The organism is Streptomyces sp. NPDC058469, assembly GCF_042721125.1.
Lineage (GTDB): Bacteria > Actinomycetota > Actinomycetes > Streptomycetales > Streptomycetaceae > Streptomyces.
The window spans coordinates 27013-47085 of record NZ_JBHXME010000006.1 but is presented as its reverse complement, the minus strand read 5'-3'; the positions used below and the strand labels follow the sequence as shown (position 1 = coordinate 47085).

23 protein-coding genes are annotated in these 20073 nt (G+C 71.5%); 9 read left to right on the top strand and 14 right to left on the bottom strand.

Annotation, left to right across the window (positions count from 1 at the left end):
• Nucleotides 1–21: 21 nt before the first annotated feature.
• From ACFWP5_RS05630 to ACFWP5_RS05620, 3 genes are read left to right on the top strand one after another with little or no spacing between them, the layout of a single operon-like run.
• Nucleotides 22–498, top strand: a complete 477-nt coding sequence (locus tag ACFWP5_RS05630; RefSeq protein ID WP_384150681.1) for a hypothetical protein — start codon at nt 22–24, stop codon at nt 496–498.
• The gene (locus ACFWP5_RS05625; RefSeq protein ID WP_384150678.1) at nt 498–3401 is read left to right on the top strand and encodes an ATP-binding cassette domain-containing protein; all 2904 of its coding nucleotides are present in this window, start codon (nt 498–500) and stop codon (nt 3399–3401) included. The genes ACFWP5_RS05630 and ACFWP5_RS05625 overlap by 1 nt, the downstream gene beginning before the upstream one ends.
• Nucleotides 3398–4033 carry an ATP-binding cassette domain-containing protein gene (locus ACFWP5_RS05620; protein WP_384150675.1) on the top strand — a complete coding sequence of 212 codons (636 nt, stop codon included), beginning with the start codon at nt 3398–3400 and terminating at the stop codon, nt 4031–4033. The genes ACFWP5_RS05625 and ACFWP5_RS05620 overlap by 4 nt, the downstream gene beginning before the upstream one ends.
• A 54-nt stretch (nt 4034–4087) precedes the next feature.
• Here the strand turns inward: ACFWP5_RS05620 and ACFWP5_RS05615 are convergent, their stop codons facing one another.
• On the bottom strand, nt 4088–4795 hold the full coding sequence (locus ACFWP5_RS05615) for a transglycosylase family protein (protein ID WP_384150672.1): 708 nt from the start codon (nt 4793–4795) through the stop codon (nt 4088–4090).
• Nucleotides 4796–5298: 503 nt separating this feature from the next.
• On the opposite strand from ACFWP5_RS05615, the gene ACFWP5_RS05610 reads away from it, so the two are divergent.
• Together ACFWP5_RS05610 and ACFWP5_RS05605 are read left to right on the top strand one after the other, a co-directional pair.
• Complete coding sequence (locus ACFWP5_RS05610) at nt 5299–6087, top strand: hypothetical protein (RefSeq protein WP_384150669.1); 789 nt, start codon at nt 5299–5301, stop codon at nt 6085–6087.
• A 37-nt stretch (nt 6088–6124) separates the two neighbouring features.
• Nucleotides 6125–6517: a hypothetical protein gene (locus ACFWP5_RS05605; RefSeq protein ID WP_384150666.1), complete on the top strand. Its 393-nt coding sequence runs from the start codon at nt 6125–6127 to the stop codon at nt 6515–6517.
• A gap of 90 nt (nt 6518–6607) precedes the next feature.
• On the opposite strand, the gene der is transcribed toward ACFWP5_RS05605, so the two are convergent.
• The 6 genes from der to ACFWP5_RS05575 all read right to left on the bottom strand — a co-directional run bounded on the left by der (nt 6608) and on the right by ACFWP5_RS05575 (nt 11886).
• A complete protein-coding gene (gene der, locus ACFWP5_RS05600) occupies nt 6608–8083 on the bottom strand; it encodes a ribosome biogenesis GTPase Der (RefSeq protein WP_384150952.1) in 1476 nt (491 codons plus the stop codon).
• 75 nt (nt 8084–8158) lie between these two features.
• Nucleotides 8159–8746 (bottom strand): lysophospholipid acyltransferase family protein, encoded by a 588-nt coding sequence (locus tag ACFWP5_RS05595; protein ID WP_384150950.1) that lies wholly within the window; start codon nt 8744–8746, stop codon nt 8159–8161.
• A 53-nt stretch (nt 8747–8799) separates the two neighbouring features.
• On the bottom strand, nt 8800–9495 hold the full coding sequence (gene cmk, locus ACFWP5_RS05590; protein WP_384150663.1) for a (d)CMP kinase: 696 nt from the start codon (nt 9493–9495) through the stop codon (nt 8800–8802).
• A 393-nt stretch (nt 9496–9888) separates the two neighbouring features.
• Nucleotides 9889–10983, bottom strand: coding sequence for a prephenate dehydrogenase (locus ACFWP5_RS05585; RefSeq protein ID WP_384150662.1), 1095 nt, complete (start codon nt 10981–10983; stop codon nt 9889–9891).
• Entirely contained in the window at nt 10980–11348 is a 369-nt protein-coding gene (aroH, locus tag ACFWP5_RS05580; protein WP_384150659.1) for a chorismate mutase, read from the bottom strand. The genes ACFWP5_RS05585 and aroH overlap by 4 nt, the downstream gene beginning before the upstream one ends.
• A 91-nt stretch (nt 11349–11439) precedes the next feature.
• Complete coding sequence (locus tag ACFWP5_RS05575) at nt 11440–11886, bottom strand: YidB family protein (RefSeq protein WP_384150656.1); 447 nt, start codon at nt 11884–11886, stop codon at nt 11440–11442.
• 177 nt (nt 11887–12063) lie between these two features.
• Between ACFWP5_RS05575 and ACFWP5_RS05570 the strand changes: the two genes are divergently transcribed.
• The 4 genes from ACFWP5_RS05570 to ACFWP5_RS05555 are packed head-to-tail and all read left to right on the top strand — an operon-like array spanning nt 12064 to nt 14523.
• Entirely contained in the window at nt 12064–12738 is a 675-nt protein-coding gene (locus ACFWP5_RS05570) for a hypothetical protein (RefSeq protein ID WP_384150653.1), read from the top strand.
• A 27-nt stretch (nt 12739–12765) separates the two neighbouring features.
• A complete protein-coding gene (locus ACFWP5_RS05565; protein WP_384150650.1) occupies nt 12766–13350 on the top strand; it encodes a DUF6529 family protein in 585 nt (194 codons plus the stop codon).
• A gap of 45 nt (nt 13351–13395) precedes the next feature.
• Nucleotides 13396–13809, top strand: coding sequence for a Rieske (2Fe-2S) protein (locus tag ACFWP5_RS05560; protein ID WP_384150647.1), 414 nt, complete (start codon nt 13396–13398; stop codon nt 13807–13809).
• 21 nt (nt 13810–13830) lie between these two features.
• The gene (locus ACFWP5_RS05555) at nt 13831–14523 is read left to right on the top strand and encodes a DNA polymerase beta superfamily protein (protein ID WP_384150644.1); all 693 of its coding nucleotides are present in this window, start codon (nt 13831–13833) and stop codon (nt 14521–14523) included.
• Here the strand turns inward: ACFWP5_RS05555 and ACFWP5_RS05550 are convergent.
• The 7 genes from ACFWP5_RS05550 to ACFWP5_RS05520 all read right to left on the bottom strand — a co-directional run bounded on the left by ACFWP5_RS05550 (nt 14512) and on the right by ACFWP5_RS05520 (nt 20063).
• The gene (locus ACFWP5_RS05550; protein WP_384150641.1) at nt 14512–14922 is read right to left on the bottom strand and encodes a type II toxin-antitoxin system VapC family toxin; all 411 of its coding nucleotides are present in this window, start codon (nt 14920–14922) and stop codon (nt 14512–14514) included. The two genes, ACFWP5_RS05555 and ACFWP5_RS05550, sit on opposite strands and share 12 nt — an antisense overlap.
• Nucleotides 14919–15242, bottom strand: a complete 324-nt coding sequence (locus ACFWP5_RS05545; RefSeq protein WP_384150639.1) for a type II toxin-antitoxin system Phd/YefM family antitoxin — start codon at nt 15240–15242, stop codon at nt 14919–14921. Before ACFWP5_RS05545 ends, ACFWP5_RS05550 begins: the two co-directional genes overlap by 4 nt.
• Before the next feature lie 62 nt (nt 15243–15304).
• Nucleotides 15305–16333, bottom strand: coding sequence for an ADP-ribosylglycohydrolase family protein (locus ACFWP5_RS05540; RefSeq protein ID WP_384150636.1), 1029 nt, complete (start codon nt 16331–16333; stop codon nt 15305–15307).
• Entirely contained in the window at nt 16330–17058 is a 729-nt protein-coding gene (locus tag ACFWP5_RS05535; RefSeq protein ID WP_384150633.1) for an NUDIX domain-containing protein, read from the bottom strand. The genes ACFWP5_RS05540 and ACFWP5_RS05535 overlap by 4 nt, the downstream gene beginning before the upstream one ends.
• A gap of 133 nt (nt 17059–17191) precedes the next feature.
• Nucleotides 17192–18379, bottom strand: coding sequence for a pseudouridine synthase (locus ACFWP5_RS05530; RefSeq protein ID WP_384150632.1), 1188 nt, complete (start codon nt 18377–18379; stop codon nt 17192–17194).
• Nucleotides 18379–19035: an SMC-Scp complex subunit ScpB gene (gene scpB, locus ACFWP5_RS05525; RefSeq protein WP_384150629.1), complete on the bottom strand. Its 657-nt coding sequence runs from the start codon at nt 19033–19035 to the stop codon at nt 18379–18381. Before scpB ends, ACFWP5_RS05530 begins: the two co-directional genes overlap by 1 nt.
• The gene (locus ACFWP5_RS05520; RefSeq protein WP_384150626.1) at nt 19032–20063 is read right to left on the bottom strand and encodes a segregation and condensation protein A; all 1032 of its coding nucleotides are present in this window, start codon (nt 20061–20063) and stop codon (nt 19032–19034) included. Before ACFWP5_RS05520 ends, scpB begins: the two co-directional genes overlap by 4 nt.
• Between the last annotated feature and the right edge of the window lie 10 nt (nt 20064–20073).

The window sequence follows — 20073 nt, the reverse complement described above, 5'->3', positions numbered from 1 at the left end:
CATGACATGTGGGAGCCGGAAATGCGGACAGCGCGACTGCGGACCGTGCACCCCGCCCTGTGGGCCGGCTGGGCCGCGCTCGCCGCGGGCGCGGTCCTGTGCGTGATCGGCTGGTACGGCATCTCCGGCGAGCGCTACGCGGAACGCCAACTCCCTTACCTGGCCTCCTGCACGATCCCCGGCGCCGCGCTGATCGTCGCCGCCGCGGTCCTGCTCACCCACGGCCGCAGCGCCCTCGCCGCCGCGCGCGTGGAGGAGCTGTATGGCCTTCTCGTGGCCGCCGAACCCGCCGACGCCGAGGAGTCCGCGCGGGCCGCCGCGACGCCCGTGGCGGTCAGCCCGGACCTGTTGATGGTGCCGGGCGGCACGTTGTGGCACCGCGCGGACTGCCCGTTGGTCGCCGGGAAGCCGGAAGCGGTGCCGGTCGACTCGAAGCTCGTGGCGAACGGCGAGTTGAGCCCCTGCCCGATCTGCGAACCCGCCGAAGCCGACGACTGATGTCCTCCTTCACCTACGACCTCACCCTCGCCGGCCTCTCGGTCGGCAGCGCCGCCGCACTCACCGGGATCGGCCTGATCGTGACGTACCGGGCGACCGGCGTCCTCAACTTCGCGCACGGCGCGATCGCGATGGTGTGCGCGTACGTGCTGCGGCAGTGCGTGGTCGGGTGGGGCTGGCCGCTGTGGCTCGGCGCGGTCGTCACGCTGCTGTTCCTGGCGCCGGGCATCGGGGTGGCCCTGGAACGGTTCGTCTTCCGCCCGTTGGCGGTCCTGGGCGGCGATCCGGCGCAGACGCTGGTCGCGTCCATCGGGGTGTTCGTCCTGCTGGTCGGCGGGACCGCGCTGGCGTGGGGGCAGGGGGCGCGGGACGACGCGCCGGAGCTGGTGTCGGCCGACCCCTGGGGGCAGTTGGCGGTGGTGCTCGTGCTGGCCACCGGAGTTGGGGCGGTCATCCGGTGGACGCGTTTCGGGCGGGAGCTGCGGGCCGTCGTGGACGACCGCCAACTCGCGGTGCTGGGTGGCGTGGACGCGGACCGGGTGGCTGCGGCGGGCTGGGCGTTCGGGTCGTTCACGGCGGGGCTGACGGGCGTACTCCTCGCGCCGTACGTGCGCCTGGACCCGTACGGCCTGCCGCTGCTCGTCATGGAGGTGGTGGCGGTCGCGGTGGCGGCGCGGATGCGGAGTCTGCCGGTCGCCGTGGTGGTGGCGCTGGGGATCGGGGTCGGACAGAGCCAGTTGACGCGGCTTCATCCGCCGGGCTGGAGTGGGCAGTTGGTCCAGGCGGTGGGCGCGAACCTGTTCGTGGTCGCCCTGTTGATCGCGGCGCTGGTACTGCCCGGTCTCGGTTCCCGGGACGCCCTCCCGCGTACGGCGACGGCCCGCGTCGCGACGCCTCCTGGTGCCTGGATCGTGGCCGGGGTGCTGTTCCTCCTCCCCCTCGGCTTCGCGGGCTCGGACCTGCACACCTCGGTCCAAGTCCCGGCGCTGGGCGTGGTGTTGCTGTCCCTGGTGGTGGTCACCGGGCGCGGCGGGCAGCTCTCCCTGGGGCAGGCGGCGTACGCGGGCCTGGGCGCCCTGTTCACGGCGCTGCTGGCGGCGGGCCGCTTCCCGGGACTACCCCGCCTCCCGGAACTGGCCGCGCTCGCGCTCGCGGTCCTCCTGGTCGCTCCCCTGGGCCTGTTGACCGGCTGGCCCGCGATCAGCCGCCACGGCCTGGCCCTCGCCCTCGCGACCTTCGCGGTCGGCGTCGGGGTCAGCCGCTTCGTCTTCGCCCAGCCGTACGCCACGTCGGGCCTGTCGCTGGCCCGCCCGTCCGGCTTCGACGGGGACCGCGCCTACTACGTCCTCGAACTCGCCCTCCTGGCGGGCGCGTTGCTGGCGACCCACGCCCTGCGCCGGGGCCGCACGGGCCGCGCCCTCGCCGCCCTGCGCGACCACGAACAGGGCGCGTCGGCGGCGGGCGTCCAGGTCCCGTCCCTGAAACTCCTGGCCTTCGTCGCGGGCGCCGCCCTGGCCGCCCTGGGCGGCGGCATGCTCGGCATGGGCGTGCGCGCCTTCGACCCCTCGGCCTACGACCCCGTACGGGGGCTGTTGTGGTTCGCCGCGGTCGTCGTCCTGGGCGCCGACAGCACACTGGGCGCCCTGGCGGCCGCGGCGCTGCTGGTCGGGCTGGACGCGGGGGCGCGCGGCGGGGTGGCGGCGGCGCTGATCGGGGTGCTGGCGGTGTGCGTGGGGCGGTTTCCCGGGGGGCCGTACGAGGCGTTGCGGACTGCGGCGGGGCGACTGCGTCTGCGCCGGAGGGTGCGGCTGACGCCGTTGGGGGTCGGGGTACGGAAGAAGTTTCGGGTGGTGGGCGTGCCGGTGCCGGCGGTACAGGCGGGCTCAACGGCGGCTGCGCTCGCGGGTGTTGCGCGCCGAGCGGAGCTCGATGCCGGGCGAGCGTCCGGGGCGCGGAATCCGCGGGGGCGCGCCGCCGGGGCCGGGCAGCGGGGCGAAGCGGGTGCGATTGGACCTGTCCACACGGGCGTTGCGCGTCCGGCGAAGCCCGACGCCGGGCGGGGACGCGCCACCGAACCCGGGCAACGAGGCGAAGCGAGTACAACGGCGCCCAACCGCACGGGCGTTGCGCACCCTGCCGAGCACAACGCCGGGCGGCAACACGCCACCGGCCCCGGACGAAAATCCCCCACCCCACCCGTCCTCACCGCCCACACCCTGCACGCCCGCTACGGCGGCTTCGCCGCGCTCGACGGGGTCGATCTCGTTGTGCGGGCCGGGCAGGTCACCGCTGTCGTCGGTCCCAACGGGGCCGGAAAAAGTACCCTGTTCCACTGTCTGGCCGGGACCGTGCGGCCCACGCGGGGGCAAGTCCGGCTCGGGGGACGGGACATCACGAGGCTGGCCGCGCACGCGCGCACCCGGCTCGGGATCGCCCGGACCTTTCAACAGCTCGCCGTGTTCCCCTCGTTGACCGTCGCCGAGAACGTGCGCGTCGGCGCCGAGCAAGGACGGGTCACCGAACCGGGCGCCGTGGAGCGGGCGTTGCGGTTGTTCGGGCTCGACGGGGACGTACGGTCGCTGCCCGCCGCCGGCCTGCCCACCGGGACACTGCGCCGGGTCGAACTGGCGCGGGCGTTCGCCGGAGGTCCGCGCGTGCTGCTGCTCGACGAGCCCGCCGCCGGACTCGACACCGCCGAAGTGGCCGCGCTGACCCTGGTGTTGAGGGCGCTGGCCGCCGAGGGCACCGCCCTGCTCGTCGTGGAGCACGACCTCGATCTGGTCGCCGACCTCGCCGACGTGGTCCATGTGATGACCGCGGGCCGGATCGTCGCCTCCGGCCCACCGGATCGAGTCCTCGACGCGCTCGGCGCCCCAGAGGCCGCCTGGGAGTCCCCCGCATGACCATCGCCCTGCGCCATGCGCGCGTGCGCTACGGCCCCCTCGAAGCCCTGCACGGCGTCACCCTCGCCGCCCCCGCCCACGGGCTCACCGTCCTGCTGGGCCGCAACGGCTCCGGCCGTACGACCGTGTTGCGCGCCCTCGCCGGCACGGTCGCGCTGTCGGGCGGCGCGGTGGTGTGGGACGGCGCCGACGTGACCCGTATGCCCGCCCACGAAAGAGCGCGCCGGGGACTGTGTCTGGTGCCGGAGCGACGGGCCGTGTTCGGGTCGCTCACCGTGCATGAGAACCTCGAACTCGCCGCGCGGGACTACGCCGTTGCCCTCGACGCGTACCCCCAGCTGGGCCCCCTGCTCCCCCGCCGGGCCGGCACTCTCTCCGGTGGCGAGCAGCGGATGCTGGCGCTCTCCCGTGCCCTGTTGGCACGCGCGCGCGTGGTGCTCGTGGACGAACCGGCGCAGGGCATGTCGCCCGCGGTCGCGGCGCACACGTACGAACTGCTGGGCGGGTTGGACGCGTGCGTGGTCGTGGCCGAGCAGCGGCTGCCGCCAGTGCTGCGCGGCCGGGCGGCGATCGTGTACGAACTGCGGCGCGGGACAGTCGTGTTCAGCGGCGAGGCGGCCGAACTGGAGTGACGTGCGGGCCCCGCCCGGTCGACGGACCGGACGGGGCGGGGCGAGCGGTTCGGCTCAGAGGTCGAGCTGCTGCCCGGGCACGATCAGGTCGGGGTCGCCGCCGATGACGGCCTTGTTGGCGGCGTAGACCTTCCGCCAAGTGGTCCCGTGCTGGGCGGCGATGGCGCTCAGCGTGTCGCCCTCACGGACGGTGTAGTCGCCGCGGGACGTGCCGCGCGAGGCGTTGTTCGTCCCACGGGCCGGCGTTGTCGCGGGCTTCGACGGGGTCGCCTTCTTGGTCGACTTCTTCTTCGTCGACTCGGATGTCGACTCGGTGGTCGACTTCTTCGTCGACTTCTCGCTCACCGTGCCGGAGGAGGCCGCGGGTGCGCTGCCGCTCGCTCCGGCCCGTGCCGAGCAGACCGGCCAGGCGTTCCAGCCCTGGGCCCGCTGGACCTTGCCGGCCACGGCGATCTGCGCGGACTTGGAGGCCTGGTCCGCGGTGGCCGCGTAGGCCGAACCGCCGTAGGCGCGCCAGGTCCCGGCGGAGAACTGGAGTCCTCCGTAGTAGCCGTTACCGGTGTTGATGTGCCAGTTGCCGCCGCTCTCGCACTGGGCGATGCGGTCCCACACTCCGCTGTCGGCCGCCGCGGCGTTGCCGCTTGCGGCCAGCAGTCCGAGCGGGGCGAGCAGGGCCGCCCCGGCGAGGACCGCCGTCGTACGCGCTTGACCCTTGTGGGTCTTGGGTGCGTTCTCGCGAGTGGTATCGGCACATTCGGACATGTAGAACCCTCTCCAACAACCCGGGGTCCCCCAAGGCGGTTCGCGGCTCCCGCGTGTCGACGCGTTCCTCGCGCTCCTCCCCGTCCGCCGGAAGTGGTGCTGCTTGCTGGCTTGTTCGGCCGGCGGACGTACCCGAGCGGTGCTCGTTGCACACGGTGGAGGAATGTACGGAGGTGGGCGAGCCGATGTCGACCAACTGCCCGTCACCGCAGGCCAGTTCACTGTTACCGCGGGTATCGGCATTTTTCGGCCACCCGCTACATTCGCTGATTTCACGATTTTTCGACCAGTTGCCGACACGTGCTGTGACCCGGTTCACGCGACCAACTCCCTTGACCTTTCACAGAGTTGACACGGAGTGTGCGATTCCGTACCAGTCGTGACCGTCCGCGTCGGTTGGTTCGATTCGGTTCGCTCTGGAGCGTGACTCCCGCCACAGATCGCCCGTTGTCCTCTTCATGAGCCCGGGACCCACCGGGCACCGCATTCCGAGGGAGCCACCCGTGCCGCGCATGCTCGACGTCAGCGACGACGTACGCGCCGAGATCGGCGACGAAGAAGCCGACCGGCTGCTCGCCGGAGACAACGCCCCGGGCAGTTACGACTGCACGTCGTGCCGCACCCAGGGCGACTCCGATCAGGAGCGCACCAGCACCGTCCTGTTCATCGGCGACGAGACCGCCGTCCTCGCCTTCGCCCACGCCACCTGCCTGCCCTCCCAGATCGTCCAGGTCACCGAGGAGCAGCTGCAGGGCGCCGTCCGCTCCATCAGCGGCAACGCGCACGCCCCGGCCGGCGCACCGGAGAAGGCCGTACCCGAGCAGGCCGTGCTCGGGGTGACCAGCGGACTCGTGCTGATCTCAGGGGAGTTGCACCCCGCCCTGGTCGTCGAGCCGACCGCGCCCATCGTGCGGCCCGGCTCGACCGACGTCGGCGACGACTTCCTGCCGCTGCTGATCGAGCAGGGCTTCATGCCGCTCAGCGAGATCACCACCGTGCCGCCCGTGCTGCACGGCTGGTCGGTGCTGCTCGCCGCGGGCCAGCTGCACGCGGTGCTCCAGCCGAGCAGCAACGGCGGCTCCCCGGTGGCCTGGTGGCAGGCGCACCAGGCGCTCCAGGTCACCGACAGCTGGCGGGCCGCCGCCAACAAGCACCAGCAGGTGCTGATGTTCGCGGCACCGGTCGGCTCGATCGGCCGCCAGCCCCGCGAGGACCTGCTGCGCGGCGCGCTGGACAAGGCCGCGGCCAACGGCAAGCTGGTCGGCTCCGCGCTCCCGCTCGCGGGCACCTGAGCCGCATCCCTTCAGGTCACGCGTCGTTTGGACATACGTGCACGCATACGACGTTCCCCGCAGCCGGCAGCCCTACCAGTCGATCCCGTCCTCGCGATCGGACCGGGACAGCACCGGCGGCCCATCGGCCACGCCGATCTACGACCGGCTCTACTCGGAGTGGGTCAAGACCTTCCGCTCGCTGCCGGGTGACCGCAGCGGCGAGGAGGAGCTGGGCTTCACCGCCTTCGGGCACAGCCCGCACAGCACCGGCACGTTCGGCGGGAGTTCGTACAGCGCGTACAGCGCGGGGGCCTACAGCGCCCGGCAGCAGTCCCAGTGGCAGCGCGTCGGGCAGCTCGGTCACCTCGGGCAGCAGCAACAGCACGGCCACACCGGGATGCACCACATCCCGGCGGCCCTGCCGCCCGGCCCGCGCCGGGGCATCTGACGCGGCACGCACACGAAGAGGGCGGCCCCGGTCTCAACCGGGGCCGCCCTCTTCGTCGTAGAACCAGCCGTAGTACGACTGCCGCTGCGGCTACTTCTTCTTGCCGCGCTTCTCGCGGACCCGGACCGAGATGTGGATCGGGGTGCCCTCGAAGCTGAACTCCTCGCGCAGGCGGCGCTCGATGAAGCGGCGGTAGCCCGCCTCGATGAAGCCGGAGGCGAAGAGCACGAAGCGCGGGGGCTTGGTGCCGGCCTGGGTGCCGAAGAGGATGCGGGGCTGCTTGCCGCCGCGAATCGGGTGCGGGTGGGCGGCGACCAACTCACCGAGGAACGCGTTCAGTCGGCCCGTCGGGACGCGGGTCTCCCAGCCGGCGAGGGCGGCCTCGATGCCCGGGACCAGCTTCTCCATGTGGCGGCCGGTGCGCGCCGAGACGTTGACCCGCGGCGCCCACGCGACCTGGGCGAGCTCGGTCTCGATCTCGCGCTCCAGGTAGTAGCGGCGCTCCTCGTCGAGGGTGTCCCACTTGTTGAAGGCGAGGACGATCGCGCGACCCGCCTCGACGGCCATGGTGACGATGCGCTGGTCCTGCACCGAGATGGACTCGGAGGCGTCGATCAGGATGACCGCGACCTCCGCCTTCTCGACGGCGGCGGCGGTGCGCAGCGAGGCGTAGTAGTCGGCGCCCTGCTGGAGGTGGACGCGCTTGCGGATGCCCGCCGTGTCGACGAACTTCCAGGTGATACCGCCCAGTTCGATCAGTTCGTCGACCGGGTCGCGGGTGGTGCCGGCGACCTCGTTCACGACGACGCGCTCCTCGCCCGCGATCTTGTTCAGCAGCGAGGACTTGCCGACGTTCGGTCGGCCGATCAGCGCGATACGGCGGGGGCCGCCGACCGCGGTGCCGAAGGTCTGCTCGGGCGCCTCCGGCAGCGCCTCCAGGACGGCGTCCAGCATGTCGCCGGTGCCGCGGCCGTGCAGCGCGGAGACGGGGTGCGGCTCGCCGAGGCCCAGGGACCACAGGTAGGACGCGTCGGACTCGCCGCTCAGACCGTCGACCTTGTTGGCGGCGAGCACGACGGGCTTGCCGGCCTTGCGCAGCAGTCGTACGACCGCTTCGTCGGTGTCGGTGGCGCCGACCTTGGCGTCGACGACGAAGACGACCGCGTCGGCTGCCTCGATCGCGTACTCGGCCTGGGCGGCCACGGAGGCGTCGATGCCGAGGACGTCCTGCTCCCAGCCGCCGGTGTCGACGACCTTGAAGCGGCGGCCCGCCCACTCGGCCTCGTACGTCACACGGTCACGCGTGACACCCGGCTTGTCCTCCACGACGGCCTCGCGGCGGCCGATGATGCGGTTGACGAGAGTCGACTTGCCGACGTTCGGCCGGCCGACGACGGCGAGGACGGGCAGCGGCCCGTGTCCCGCCTCGCCGATGGCTCCCTCGACGTCCTCGATGTCGAAGCCCTCTACGGCGGCGAGCTCCATGAACTCCGCGTACTCGGCGTCGCCGAGCGCCCCGTGCTCGTGCTCCTCGCCGGAGCCGTCGGGCTGGATCTGGTCGTTCATGAAGATCGGTACCTCGTTCATCGTGGTGATCGGTGGAACCCCCGGATTTCGGGTGATCCACTACTCAAGTGTCTCTTAGCGCCCGGTAAGGCGCCTGGCATTGTCCAGGTGGGCGGCCAGCTGCTTCTGGATGCGCTCGGTCGCCTCGTCCAGTGCCTTGCGCGTACGGCGGCCGGAGCCGTCGCCCGCGTCGAACGGGTCGCCGAAGACGACGTCGACGCGGGAGCGCAGCGGGGGCAGCGCCTTTATCAGCCGTCCGCTCTTCTCGGCGCTGCCCAGCACGGCAACCGGCACGATCGGGGCACCGCCGCGGACCGCGAAGTAGGCGAGTCCGGCGCGCAGCGCGGCGAAGTCGCCCTCGCCGCGGCTGCCCTCGGGGAAGATCCCGAGGACCCCGCCGTCCTTCAGGACGCCGAGCGCCCGGGTGACGGCCGTACGGTCGGCGGTCGAGCGGTCCACCTCCAGCTGGCCGACGGCGCGCATGAAGGGGCCGAGCGGGCCGACGAACGCTTCCTTCTTGACCAGGAAGTGCGATGCCCGGGGTGCCACACCGATGACCATCGGGCCGTCGATGTTGTGCGAGTGGTTCACGGCGAGGATCACCGGGCCGGTCGCGGGGACCTTCCAGGCGCCCAGCACGCGCGGCTTCCACAGCCCGTACATCAGGCCGACGCCGATGCGCCGCCCGACCTCGGCGCCGCGCTGTGAAGATGCGGTCACTTGGCGGCCCGCTTCTCCCCGACGAGGGTGACGACGCACTCGATGACCTGCTGGAGCGTGAGGTCGGAGGTGTCCACCTCGACCGCGTCGTCCGCCTTCGCGAGCGGCGAGGTCTTGCGCGAGGAGTCGGCCGCGTCCCGCTTCAGCAGCGCCTCGCGGGTGGCCCGTACGTCGGCGCCCTTCAGCTCACCGCTGCGGCGGGCGGCACGCGCCTCCGGGGAAGCGGTGAGGAAGATCTTCAGGTCGGCGTCGGGCAGCACGGTCGTACCGATGTCCCGCCCCTCCACCACGATCCCCCGCTCCGCGCCGGCGGCCAGCGACCGCTGCAGCTCGGTGATCTTCGCCCGCACCTCGGGCACCGCGCTGACCGCGCTGACCTTGGAGGTGACCTCCTGGGTGCGGATCGGGCCGGCCACGTCCACACCGTCGACGCTGATCGTCGGGTTCGCCGGGTCCGTGCCGGAGACGATCTCCGCCTTGTCGGCCACGGCGGCGATCGCGGTGGGGTCGGTGACGTCGATCCCGTTGCTCACCATCCACCAGGTGATCGCCCGGTACTGGGCGCCGGTGTCCAGATAGCTCAGCCCGAGCTGCGCGGCCACGGCCTTCGACGTGCTCGACTTGCCCGTGCCGGAGGGGCCGTCGATGGCGACAATCACTGCCGGGGCGGTCCGGGCGGCGCCGTTTTCCACGGGAGGACACCTTCCTGGTGCGGGGTGGTGAGCGGGGTGGGGGTGCGAGTGCGCCCCGGACAAGGTTACTGGGTGCGCGTCACTCGTCCGGCCGCCCCTTGTCGACACCGGTCCAGCAAGATCAGCCCGTCCGGTTACTGCTTGACGAGGGCCGACACAATCCAGCCCGTCCGGCACTTGCTGACGCAGGCCGGCTACATCCAGCCCATCCGGCACGCGCTGATGCAGGCCGGCCATATCCAGCCCGCCGGCCTTCCCAGCACAGGCCCGCAAAATCCAGCCCGTCCGGCGTTTGAGGACGAGGCCCCTTCAGGGCCGACGGGGGTCTGGGGGCGGAGCCCCCGGTAACGCCCACACAAACGCCGACGCCCACACCAACGCCGGGCAACCTCGCTACTGCCGGACAGCCCACCCTCGCTCCCGCAACGCCGCACTCAACACAGGCACAGACTTCGGCTCCACCATCAACTGCACAAGCCCCGCCTGCTGCCCGGTCGCGTGCTCGATCCGCACGTCCTCGATATTGACCCCCGCCATCCCCGCATCCGCGAAGATCCGGGCCAACTGACCGGGCTGGTCGTCGATCAGCACAGCCACGACCTCGTAGACCCGCGGAGCGGACCCGTGCTTGCCGGGCACCCGGACCTGCCCCGCGTTCCCCCGCCGCAGCACGTCCTCGATCCCGCCCGCACCCTCGCGCCGCTTGCCGTCGTCGGCGGACTGCAGCGCGCGCAACGCACGCACCGTCTCCTCCAGGTCCCCGGCGACATCGGTGAGCAGATCGGCGACGGGCCCCGGGTTCGCGGACAGGATGTCGATCCACATCCGGGGATCGGACGCGGCGATCCGCGTCACATCCCGGATCCCCTGCCCGCACAGCCGTACGGCTGCTTCCTCGGCGTTCTCCAGCCGCGCGGCGACCATGCTGGACACCAGATGAGGCATGTGGGACACGAGGGCGACCGCACGGTCATGGGCGTCGGCATCCATGACGACCGGCACGGCACGGCAGTGCGAGACCAGCTCCAGGGCGAGGTTCAGCACCTCGGTGTCGGTGTCACGCGTGGGCGTCAGCACCCAGGGGCGGCCCTCGAAGAGGTCACCGGTCGCGGCCAGCGGACCCGACTTCTCGCGCCCGGACATGGGGTGCGAGCCGATGTACCTGGACATCACCGACGGGTCGAGGTCCAGCGCCTCCAACTCCCGCCGCGGACCGCCCTTGACGCTGGCCACGTCGAGGTAACCGCGGGCCACACCCCGCCGCATCGCGTCGGCCAGCACCCCGGCCACCAGCGCGGGCGGAGCGGCGACGATCGCGAGGTCGACGGGCCCGTCCGGCGCCTCGTCGGTACCGGCGCCGAGCGCGGCGGCCGTACGGGCCTGCTCGGGGTCGTGGTCGGTGAGGTGCACGACGACACCGCGCGAGGCGAGGGCGAGCGCGGCGGACGTACCGATGAGCCCGGTGCCGATGACGAGCGCGGTCCTCACTGCGCGATGTCCTTGCGCAGGGCCGCCGCGGCACCGAGGTACACGTGCGCGATGTCGGCGCGGGACCGGTCGGACTCGATGTGCGCCAGGACGCGGACCACGCGGGGCATCGCGCCCTCGATGTCGAGTTCCTGCGCGCAGATCAGCGGTACGTCGGCGAAGCCGCTGCCGAGCTTGCGGGCGGCGGCCGCCGGGAAGTCGCTGTGCAGGTCGGGCGTGGCCGTGAACCAGACACTGATCAGATCGTCGGCGGTGAGGCCGTTCCGCTCCAGGACGGCGGTGAGCAGCGCTCCGACCTGCTCGTCCATGTGGCCGGCCTCGTCCCTGTCCAGCTGGACGGCGCCCCGGACCGCTCGTACCGCCACGGCTCTGCTCCTCGCTGATGTACGGCTCTTGGTACATCCAGCCTAGTCAGCCCGTCCGGTACGAGTTCGCGGCGCCCGCCCATCGAGACGGTCACAGGGACTGTTGCCGGACCAGTTCCTCCAGCGAGGCGGCCTGGGGCACCTGGCCTTCCGGGGTGAGCTTGTCGACGGCCTGGGGCAGCGTCTGCGCGAGGTCGCTGGCGGCCTGCTCCGGGGTGACGCCGGCCTGCTGGGCGACCTTCCGCAACGTCTCGTCGGGCAGCGCCTGCTGGATCTGGGCGCTGGTGACGGACTGGTTCTGCCCGGTACCGACCCAGGAGTCCTTCTGCTCGGCCAGCCCGGACTTGGTGAGCATCTCCAGGAGCCCGCCCAGCGGATTGCTTCCGTTGCCGCTGCTGCCGTTGCCGCCGCTGCCCTGACTGCCGCCGAGGGCCGAGAGCAGCGCGCCCAGGATGTTGCCGCTGGAGCCACCCCGGCCCTCTCCGCCCGCTCCACCCAGAAGACCGCCGAGAAGGCTGCCGAGATCGTTGCCCGCCATGGCTCGCACCTTTCGAGAGCGGCCGGCCGCTGGTCGGGGCCCGGCCTCGAACCCTGCCAATGTCACCCGAATCGCCCCGTTCCGCTACTTGGGGTGAGATCATCCCGGTATGCCTCTTTACCCACGGCCCCGAGTCCGCTCTCATAGGCGGGTAGCCCGCCTCGGGGGAGGCCCACTTTGAAGCGTCCTGGACCACTGCTCACTCTTCTGGCGGGCCTGGTGTTGGGCCTGTTCATGCTGACGCTCAACGCGACGTCGGGGACGAAGACCGCGTCGTCGTCGTACCGGGAGGAATCACCCTCCGCGTCACCGAAGACACCGGCGAAGACGTCACCGACACCGACGCCGTCCGTCACGCCCAGCCCGACACCGTCGAAGCCGCCCGTCGCGAACGCCAACTACGCCGGCCGCACCGACGACGACGCCGCCTCGGTCGCCGTGTCCGTCCGTGACGGCAAGGCGGTCGCGTACTTCTGCGACGGCCGCTACAAGGAGGCCTGGCTCAGAGGCCGCGTCAACAACAACGGCAGCATGAAACTCACCGCCCCGAACGGCGCCGTACTGGACGGCAGGATCGAGCAGGGCAAGAAGATCCGCGGCACCGTCAAGGACGAGGGCCGGCCGTACGCGTTCACCGCCGGCAAGGCGGTCAAGCCGTCCGGGCTGTGGCGCGCGACCGCCAAGGTGCGCGGCGCCAAGATCGACGGCGGCTGGATCGTGCTGCCGAACGGCCGCCAGACCGGCATCGTCACCCGCGACGGCAAGGCCGCCTCCGCGCCCCGCATCGACCCGGAGACCGGCGCGGTCACGGTCGACGGACAGCAGCTCACCGCACAACCCGTCACCCCCTGACCCACCATCCGCCTCAGGGAGCCGATCATGACCGCCGACCCGAACGCCGCCACCCAGGCCTACCCGCCCCGACCGCCCGCCCGCCACCGCGACAGCCCCGCCCGCTACCTGGTCCCGGCCCTCGTGGCCGCGGCCGTGGCCGTCGGACTCGGCGTCTACGGCAAGGTCCACGACCCGGCGGGCACCGCCTTCAACCTCGCCGGCTTCAGCAGCACGGGCGCGGTGAAGTCCTGGCTCGCGACGACCGCGTTCTTCTTCGCCCTCGTCCAGGTCGTCTCGGCCTTCATGGTCTACGGCAGGCTGCCCGGCCCGAGTTGGTCGGCGACGCTGCACCGCTGGTCGGGGCGGATCGCGTTCCTGGTGGCGGTCCCGGTCGGGGTGCACTGCCTCTACGCGTTCGGCTATCAGACGTACTCGACACGCGTGATGTGGCATTCCGTCCTGGGGTGCGCGTTCTTCGGCGCCTTCAGTGCCAAGATGCTGCTGCTCCGCTCGGAGCGCCTGCCCGGCTGGCTGCTGCCGGTCGTCGGCGGACTGGTCTTCACCGCCCTCACGCTGATCTGGCTGACATCCGCCCTCTGGTTCTTCCGCACCGTCGGAGTGACGACATGACCACCGTCGCAGTGACCACATGATGACCACCTTCGGAGTGACTACATGACCGACAGTTCGACGCGCCGCACGGTCCTCGCGACGGGGGCGGCCGCCGCGCTCGCCGCGGGATGCAGCAAGTACGGCGACAGCAACAACTCCTCGGGCTCATCGTCCGTGAAGGCCACCGGCGGCCAGGAACTGGCGAAGACCTCGGAGATCCCGGTCGGCGGCGGCAAGATCTTCAAGGACCAGAAGATCGTGGTGACCCAGCCGAAGAAGGACGAGTTCAAGGCCTTCTCGGCGATCTGCACCCACCAGGGCTGCACGGTGGGCACCGTCGCGAACGGCACCATCGACTGCCCGTGCCACGGCAGCAAGTACCGCATCGCGGACGGTTCCGTGGAGGCCGGCCCGGCGCCGAAGCCGCTGCCCGCGGAGCACATCAAGGTGGAGGGAAATTCGATCCGCCTGGCGTGAGGTGCCGCGTACGCTCCGGGCATGCCGTTCGAGAGCCTGGTCCGCGACCACACGATCTACGCCTGTGTGATGGGTTCGCGCGCCTTCGGCCTGGCGACGGACACGAGCGACACGGACCGCCGGGGCGTGTTCCTCGCCCCCACTCCCCTCTTCTGGCGCTTCGACAAGCCGCCGACGCACATCGAGGGCCCGGCGGAGGAGCAGTTCAGCTGGGAGCTGGAGCGCTTCTGCGAACTGGCCCTGCGCGCGAACCCCAACATCCTGGAGTGCCTCCACTCCCCTCTCGTCGAGCACATCGACTTCACCGGCCGCGAACTCCTCGCCTTGCGCGGGGCGTTCCTCTCCCGCCGGGTCCACGAGACGTTCACGCGCTACGCGTTGGGCCAGCGCAAGAAGCTGGAGGCCGACATCCGCCTCCACGGAGCGCCCCGCTGGAAGCACGCGATGCATCTGCTCCGCCTCCTGACGAGCGCCCGCGACCTGCTCCGCACGGGCACCCTGACGATCGACGTCGGGGACCAACGCGACCCGCTCCTCGCGGTGAAACGCGGCGAAGTCCCCTGGCCCGAGGTCGAGTCCTGGATGACCCGCCTGGCAACGGAAACGGACGAGGCGGCCACCCGCACCCCCCTCCCGACGGAACCGGACCGAGCCCGCGTGGAGGACTTCCTGATCCGGGTCCGCCGAGCGTCCACCGACGCCCTAGCGGGGTGACGCCACCAGCAGCCCCGCGTCGGCGGCGGTCTCGCCCTGGCGCTTGTCGTACGTCACGAACCAGCTGACCCCGCGACCGAGCTTGAGGGCCGCCACGGTGTGGATCGCGTCGAGGCTGCGCAGCGAGGTGTTCGGCGCCAAATCCCCCGCCTCCTGCATCAGTTCAGGCGTGAGACGAACACGCGCGACGGCGTTCAGCAGCGCGTCCGCAGCCGATCGCTCGACCTCGTCCGCGCCCAGGCGGTGCAGCAGCCGCCGCACCTCGGTCTGCGCCAGGTCGCAGGTGACGACACGACGCATTCCGCCGTGCTGTCCGATCCACTGCTCCAGCGCCGCCGTCTCCGCCTCGGCCCGCAGCAGCTTGGCGATCGCCGACGCGTCGAGGTAGAGCAGCGTCACCGCGTCTCCTCCTCGCGCTGAGCGAGCAGCTCCGCTGTGGGGCCGCGTCCCTCCGCGTCCCGTCTGACCGCGCGCAGCCGCTCCAGCGCGTCCGCGGCCTCGACGCCGTGGCCCTCGTCCATGACCGAGGCGTCGAGCAGGCCGATGGCGATCGCGGCACGGATGTCCCGCTCGGCCGGCTCCAGCGGAGACAGTATGGCGACCGGCACACCGTCCCGAGTGACCTCGATCGACTCACCCGCCGCCACGGCGTCCAACAGAGCCGCGGTGTGCCGGGACAGCTCCCGGACCGGCACGCGCCTGCGCTTCGTCTTACCCATGTCTGCCACGATACGCCCACCGTCTGACACCGTCCATCGATGTCAGACACCACCACGATGCGTCAGGCATCCCAGAGCGCCCCCAGCCCCAACAGCTCCCCCCGATACTCGATCCGCCCCGCCCACTCCTCAGGCCACGCATCCACCCCGAGATGCGCCCCCGCGAACGCCCCCGTGAGACAAGCGATCGAGTCCGAGTCACCGGACGTACAGGCCGCACGCCGCAACGCGGTCACCGGCTCCTCCACGAAAAGGAGGAAGCACAACAGCCCGGTCGCCAGGGCCTCTTCGGCGATCCAGCCCGCGCCGGTGGCGAGGCACGGGTCGGTCTCCGGGGAGACGGTCCGTACGGCGTCCTCAAGCCGCCCGAGCACCTCCAGGCACTCGTCCCAGCCCCGCGCGATGAAGTGCTCGGGTGAGGGGTCCTGGCTCCGCGTCCACAGATCGCCCAGCCAACGGTGGTCGTAGCGGGTGCGGTTCTCGACGGCGTACGACCGCAGCAGCCCGACCAGTCCGGTCGGTTCGGCGCCCTGCGCGAGCAGCCGTACGGCGTGCGCGGTGAGGTCGGACGCGGCGAGGGCGGTCGGGTGACCGTGGGTCAGCGCGGACTGCAACTGAGCCGCACCGGACCGCTGTTCGTCGTTCAGACCGGGGATGAGCCCGATCGGCGCCACGCGCATGTTGGCGCCGCAGCCCTTCGAACCGATCTGGCTGGCGTCCTGCCAGAGCCGGTCCTCCGCCTTCAGCAGGTTGCAGGCGACGAGGCAAGTCCGGCCGGGGGCACGGTTGTTGTCCGGCGACTGGTACCAGTCCACGAACTCCTCGCGCACCGGCCGCTCCATCCGCTTGGGACCAAGCAGCCCCCGTTCCATGGCAGTTCGCAGCCCGCGCCCCAACGCGAGCGTCATCTGCGTGTCGTCACTGACGATCGCGGGCTTCGTCAGCTTCATCTCCCGCCAAGGACCGCTTTTGGCAAGGATGCCGGGCACGTCGTTGAACTCGGTCGGGAAGCCGAGCGCGTCCCCGAGGGCGAGGCCGATCAACGCTCCGGTGGCGGCGTGCTTGCGACCAGTGGTCGAGGTCGTGGTCATGCGGGGCGTCCTTCCCGGGTCGGCCGGAGCAGCGGCGGGTACAGGGCGGTGGCGGTCCCGGCGCGGTACAGCGCGGCCGGTTTGCCGCGACCGCCGGTCAACTTGGCGCCGCCCAGCACCGGTTCGACGAAACCCGGCGTCGCGAGCACCTTGCGGCGGAAGTTGGGGCGGTCCAACGCGGTGCCCCACACGGTCTCGTAGACCTGTTGCAGCTCCCCGAGCGTGAACTCGGGCGGACAGAAGGCGGTGGCGAGCCGGCTGTACTCCAGCTTGGCGCCCACCCGTTCGTGCGCGTCGGCCAGAATCCGCTCGTGGTCGAAGGCGAGCGGCCCGAGCGAGTCGTACGGCAGCCAGCGGACCTGCGCCGCGTCGCTGCCCGCACGCGGCTCGGGCGGGTTGGGCAGCAGCGCGGCGAAGGCGACGGTGACGACCCGCATCCGGGGGTCACGGTCGGGCTCGCTGTAGGTGCGCAGTTGCTCCAGGTGCAGCCCGGAGACGTCCGACAGGCCGGTCTCCTCGGCGAGTTCACGCCGGGCGGCCGTCTCCGCGGACTCGTCGGGCTGCACGAAGCCACCGGGCAGCGCCCAGTGCCCGGCGTACGGCTCCTGGCCGCGCTCGACGAGCAGCACGTGCAGGGCGCCCGCGCGGATCGTGAGGACGGCGAGGTCGGCGGTGACGGCGAAAGGTTCGAAGGCGTACTTGTCGTAGCCCGGTGATGTGGTCACGTGTACTCACCCTCTTAATAGTCAGTTCGACCATAAAGAGTGACCGCGGTCCGGCACAACCCCTCGCACCCGACGAAAACGAAGCGGCCGGCCCCGGAGAAATCCGGAACCGGCCGCCACAAGCAGGCAGGACCTAGAGATCGACTTCCTGCATCAGCATGCCGACCTCGGTGTTGGACAGCCGCCGCAGCCAGCCCGACTTCTGGTCGCCCAGGGTGATCGGGCCGAAGGAGACACGCACCAGCTTGTCGACCGGGAACCCGGCCTCCGCGAGCATGCGCCGCACGATGTGCTTGCGGCCCTCGTGGAGGGTCACCTCGACCAGATAGTTCTTGCCGGTCTGCTCGACGACGCGGAAGTGGTCCGCACGCGCGTACCCGTCCTCCAGCTGGATGCCGTCCTTGAGCTGCTTGCCCAGATCGCGCGGGATCGGGCCCACGATGTGCGCGAGGTAGGTCTTCTTCACGCCGTACTTGGGGTGGGTCAGCCGGTGCGCCAGCTCGCCGTGATTGGTGAGCAGGATCACACCCTCGGTCTCGGTGTCGAGCCGCCCGACGTGGAAAAGGCGCGTCTCCCGGTTGGTGACGTAGTCGCCGAGGCACTGGCGGCCCTCGGGGTCCTCCATCGTGGCGACGACACCGGCGGGCTTGTTCAGCGAGAAGAACTGGTACGACTGCGTCGCGACCGTCAGCCCGTCGACCTTGATCTCGTCGTGCTCGGGATCGACCCGCAGCCCCTGCTCGACCACGATCTCGCCGTTGACCTCGACCCGGGACTGCTCGATCAGCTCCTCGCAGGAACGCCGGGAGCCGTAGCCCGCGCGCGCGAGGACCTTCTGCAGCCGCTCGCCCTCCTGCTCGGCGCCCGGGAAGGTCTTGGGCGGCTTGATGTCCTTCTTGCCCGCGTACCGCTCCCGGTTGCGCTCCTCGGCCCGCGCGTCGTACTCACGCGAGGTCGCCGGCGCCCAGCGCCCGCGTCCGGTGCTCTGGCCCTGCTTGGGGCCGCCCTTGGCACCACCGCGCGCGGCGGCACCGCGCCCTGACTTGGGGCCTTCGTGGGATCCCGTGGGGCCTACGTCGTAGCGGCGCTCCTCGGGACGGGGCTTGCCGGCACGCTTCGGCTTGTCGTCGCGCCCTCCCGCGCCCTTCGGCTGGGAGCCGCCCCCACCGGTTCCCCGGGAGTTGCCGCCCGCGCCGGAACCACGGGGGTTGCCGCCTCCGCCGGCCCCGCGAGGACCGCCGCCCCCGCCGGAACCGCGGGGGTTGCCGCGCCCGCCGTTCCTACCGCTGCCACCACTGCTGCCACTGCCACTGCTTCGCATCAAAGTTCCGTCGTCGTCGTTTCGTCTGCATCTGCATCCGGTGCATCCGGATCGAACGACGGGACCCCTTCCAGCGTCTCCGCCTCGATCGCCTCAGCCTCAGGGAGGAAGGGCGCGAGCTCCGGGAGCTCGTCCAGGCCGCGCAGGCCCATCCGCTCCAGAAAGTAGTTCGTCGTCGTGTACAGGATCGCACCTGTTTCGGGTTCCGTGCCCGCCTCCTCGACCAGACCCCGCTGCAACAGGGTGCGCATCACCCCGTCGCAGTTGACTCCGCGCACCATCGAGACCCTGCTACGGCTCACCGGCTGGCGGTACGCGACGACCGCCAGGGTCTCCAGCGCCGCCTGGGTGAGCCGGGCCTGCTGCCCGTCCAGGACGAAGCCCTCGACGGCCGGCGCGTACTCCGGCCGGGAGTAGAAACGCCATCCGCCCGCGATCAGCCGCAGCTCGAAACCGCGCCCCTGGACGGTGTACTCGTCGGCCAGCTCGCGCAACGCGTCCGCGATCCGCCGCTTGGGCCGCTGGAGTATTTTCGCGAGGTGTTCCACGGTCGCGGGCTCGTCCACGACCATGAGGACGGCCTCCAGGGCGGGCTTGAGGTCGAGATCCGCGACGCCAGGCGTTCCTGCGGCCACCCCAGTGATCTCCTCGCTCACGCCTTCTCCTCCTTGGCGGGCTCGTCCTTGGGCGGCTCGGGCGGCCGGTCGAACTCGTCCGTGACCACGGGCTCGGCCTCCCCCTCCCCACCGGTCCAGCGCACGATCAGATCCCCGAGCGCGATCTCCTGGTCCAGAGCGACGGCCTTCTCCCGGTACAGCTCCAGAAGGGCCAGGAACCGCGCTACGACGGTCAGGGTGTCGTCGGTGTCCTCCACGAGCACGCTGAAGCTGGCCTCGCCGAGTTCCCGCAGCCGCGCGACCACGATCCCGGCCTGCTCCTGCACGCTGACGAGCGGCGCGTGGATGTGATCGATGTACACCTGCGGCTTGGGCTTCGGCTGCATCGCCTTCACGGCGAGCTTGGCGAAGCCCTCCGGGCCGATCCGGATGACGACCTCGGGCAACAGCTCGGCGTGGTGCGGTTCGAGCCCGACGGTCCGGGGGTAGCGCCGGGCCTCCTCGTCGAGGCGGCGGTTGAAGATCTCGGCGATCTGCTTGTACGCCCGGTACTGCAACAACCGCGCGAACAGCAGGTCCCGGGCCTCCAGCAGCGCGAGATCCGCCTCGTCCTCGACCTCGGCGGCGGGCAGCAGCCGGGCCGCCTTCAGATCCAGCAGGGTCGCCGCGACGACGAGGAACTCGGTCGTCTGGTCCAGGTCCCAGTCGGGGCCCATCGCCCTGATGTACACCATGAACTCGTCGGTGACCTTGGACAGCGCCACCTCGGTGACATCGAGCTTGTGCTTCGAGATCAGCTGGAGGAGAAGGTCGAAGGGCCCCTCGAAGTTGGCGAGCCGGACCTTGAAAACCCCGTCATCGGCCTCTTCAGGCTGTTCAGCGGCCGCCTCGGTCACGTCGGGCCCGGGTGCGACGACCTCAGTCTCCGGCTCCGCCAGGGCGGTCTCCGGCACCGGCTCCGCTACGACGATCTCGGCCTCGGCCGCCGGAGCCGTACCCGGCCCCTTCCCGAGCGCACGCCGACGGCCGGCAGGTGCGCCGGAAGCGGGAGCGTCGTTCGAGGTCATGGCCCTCGCA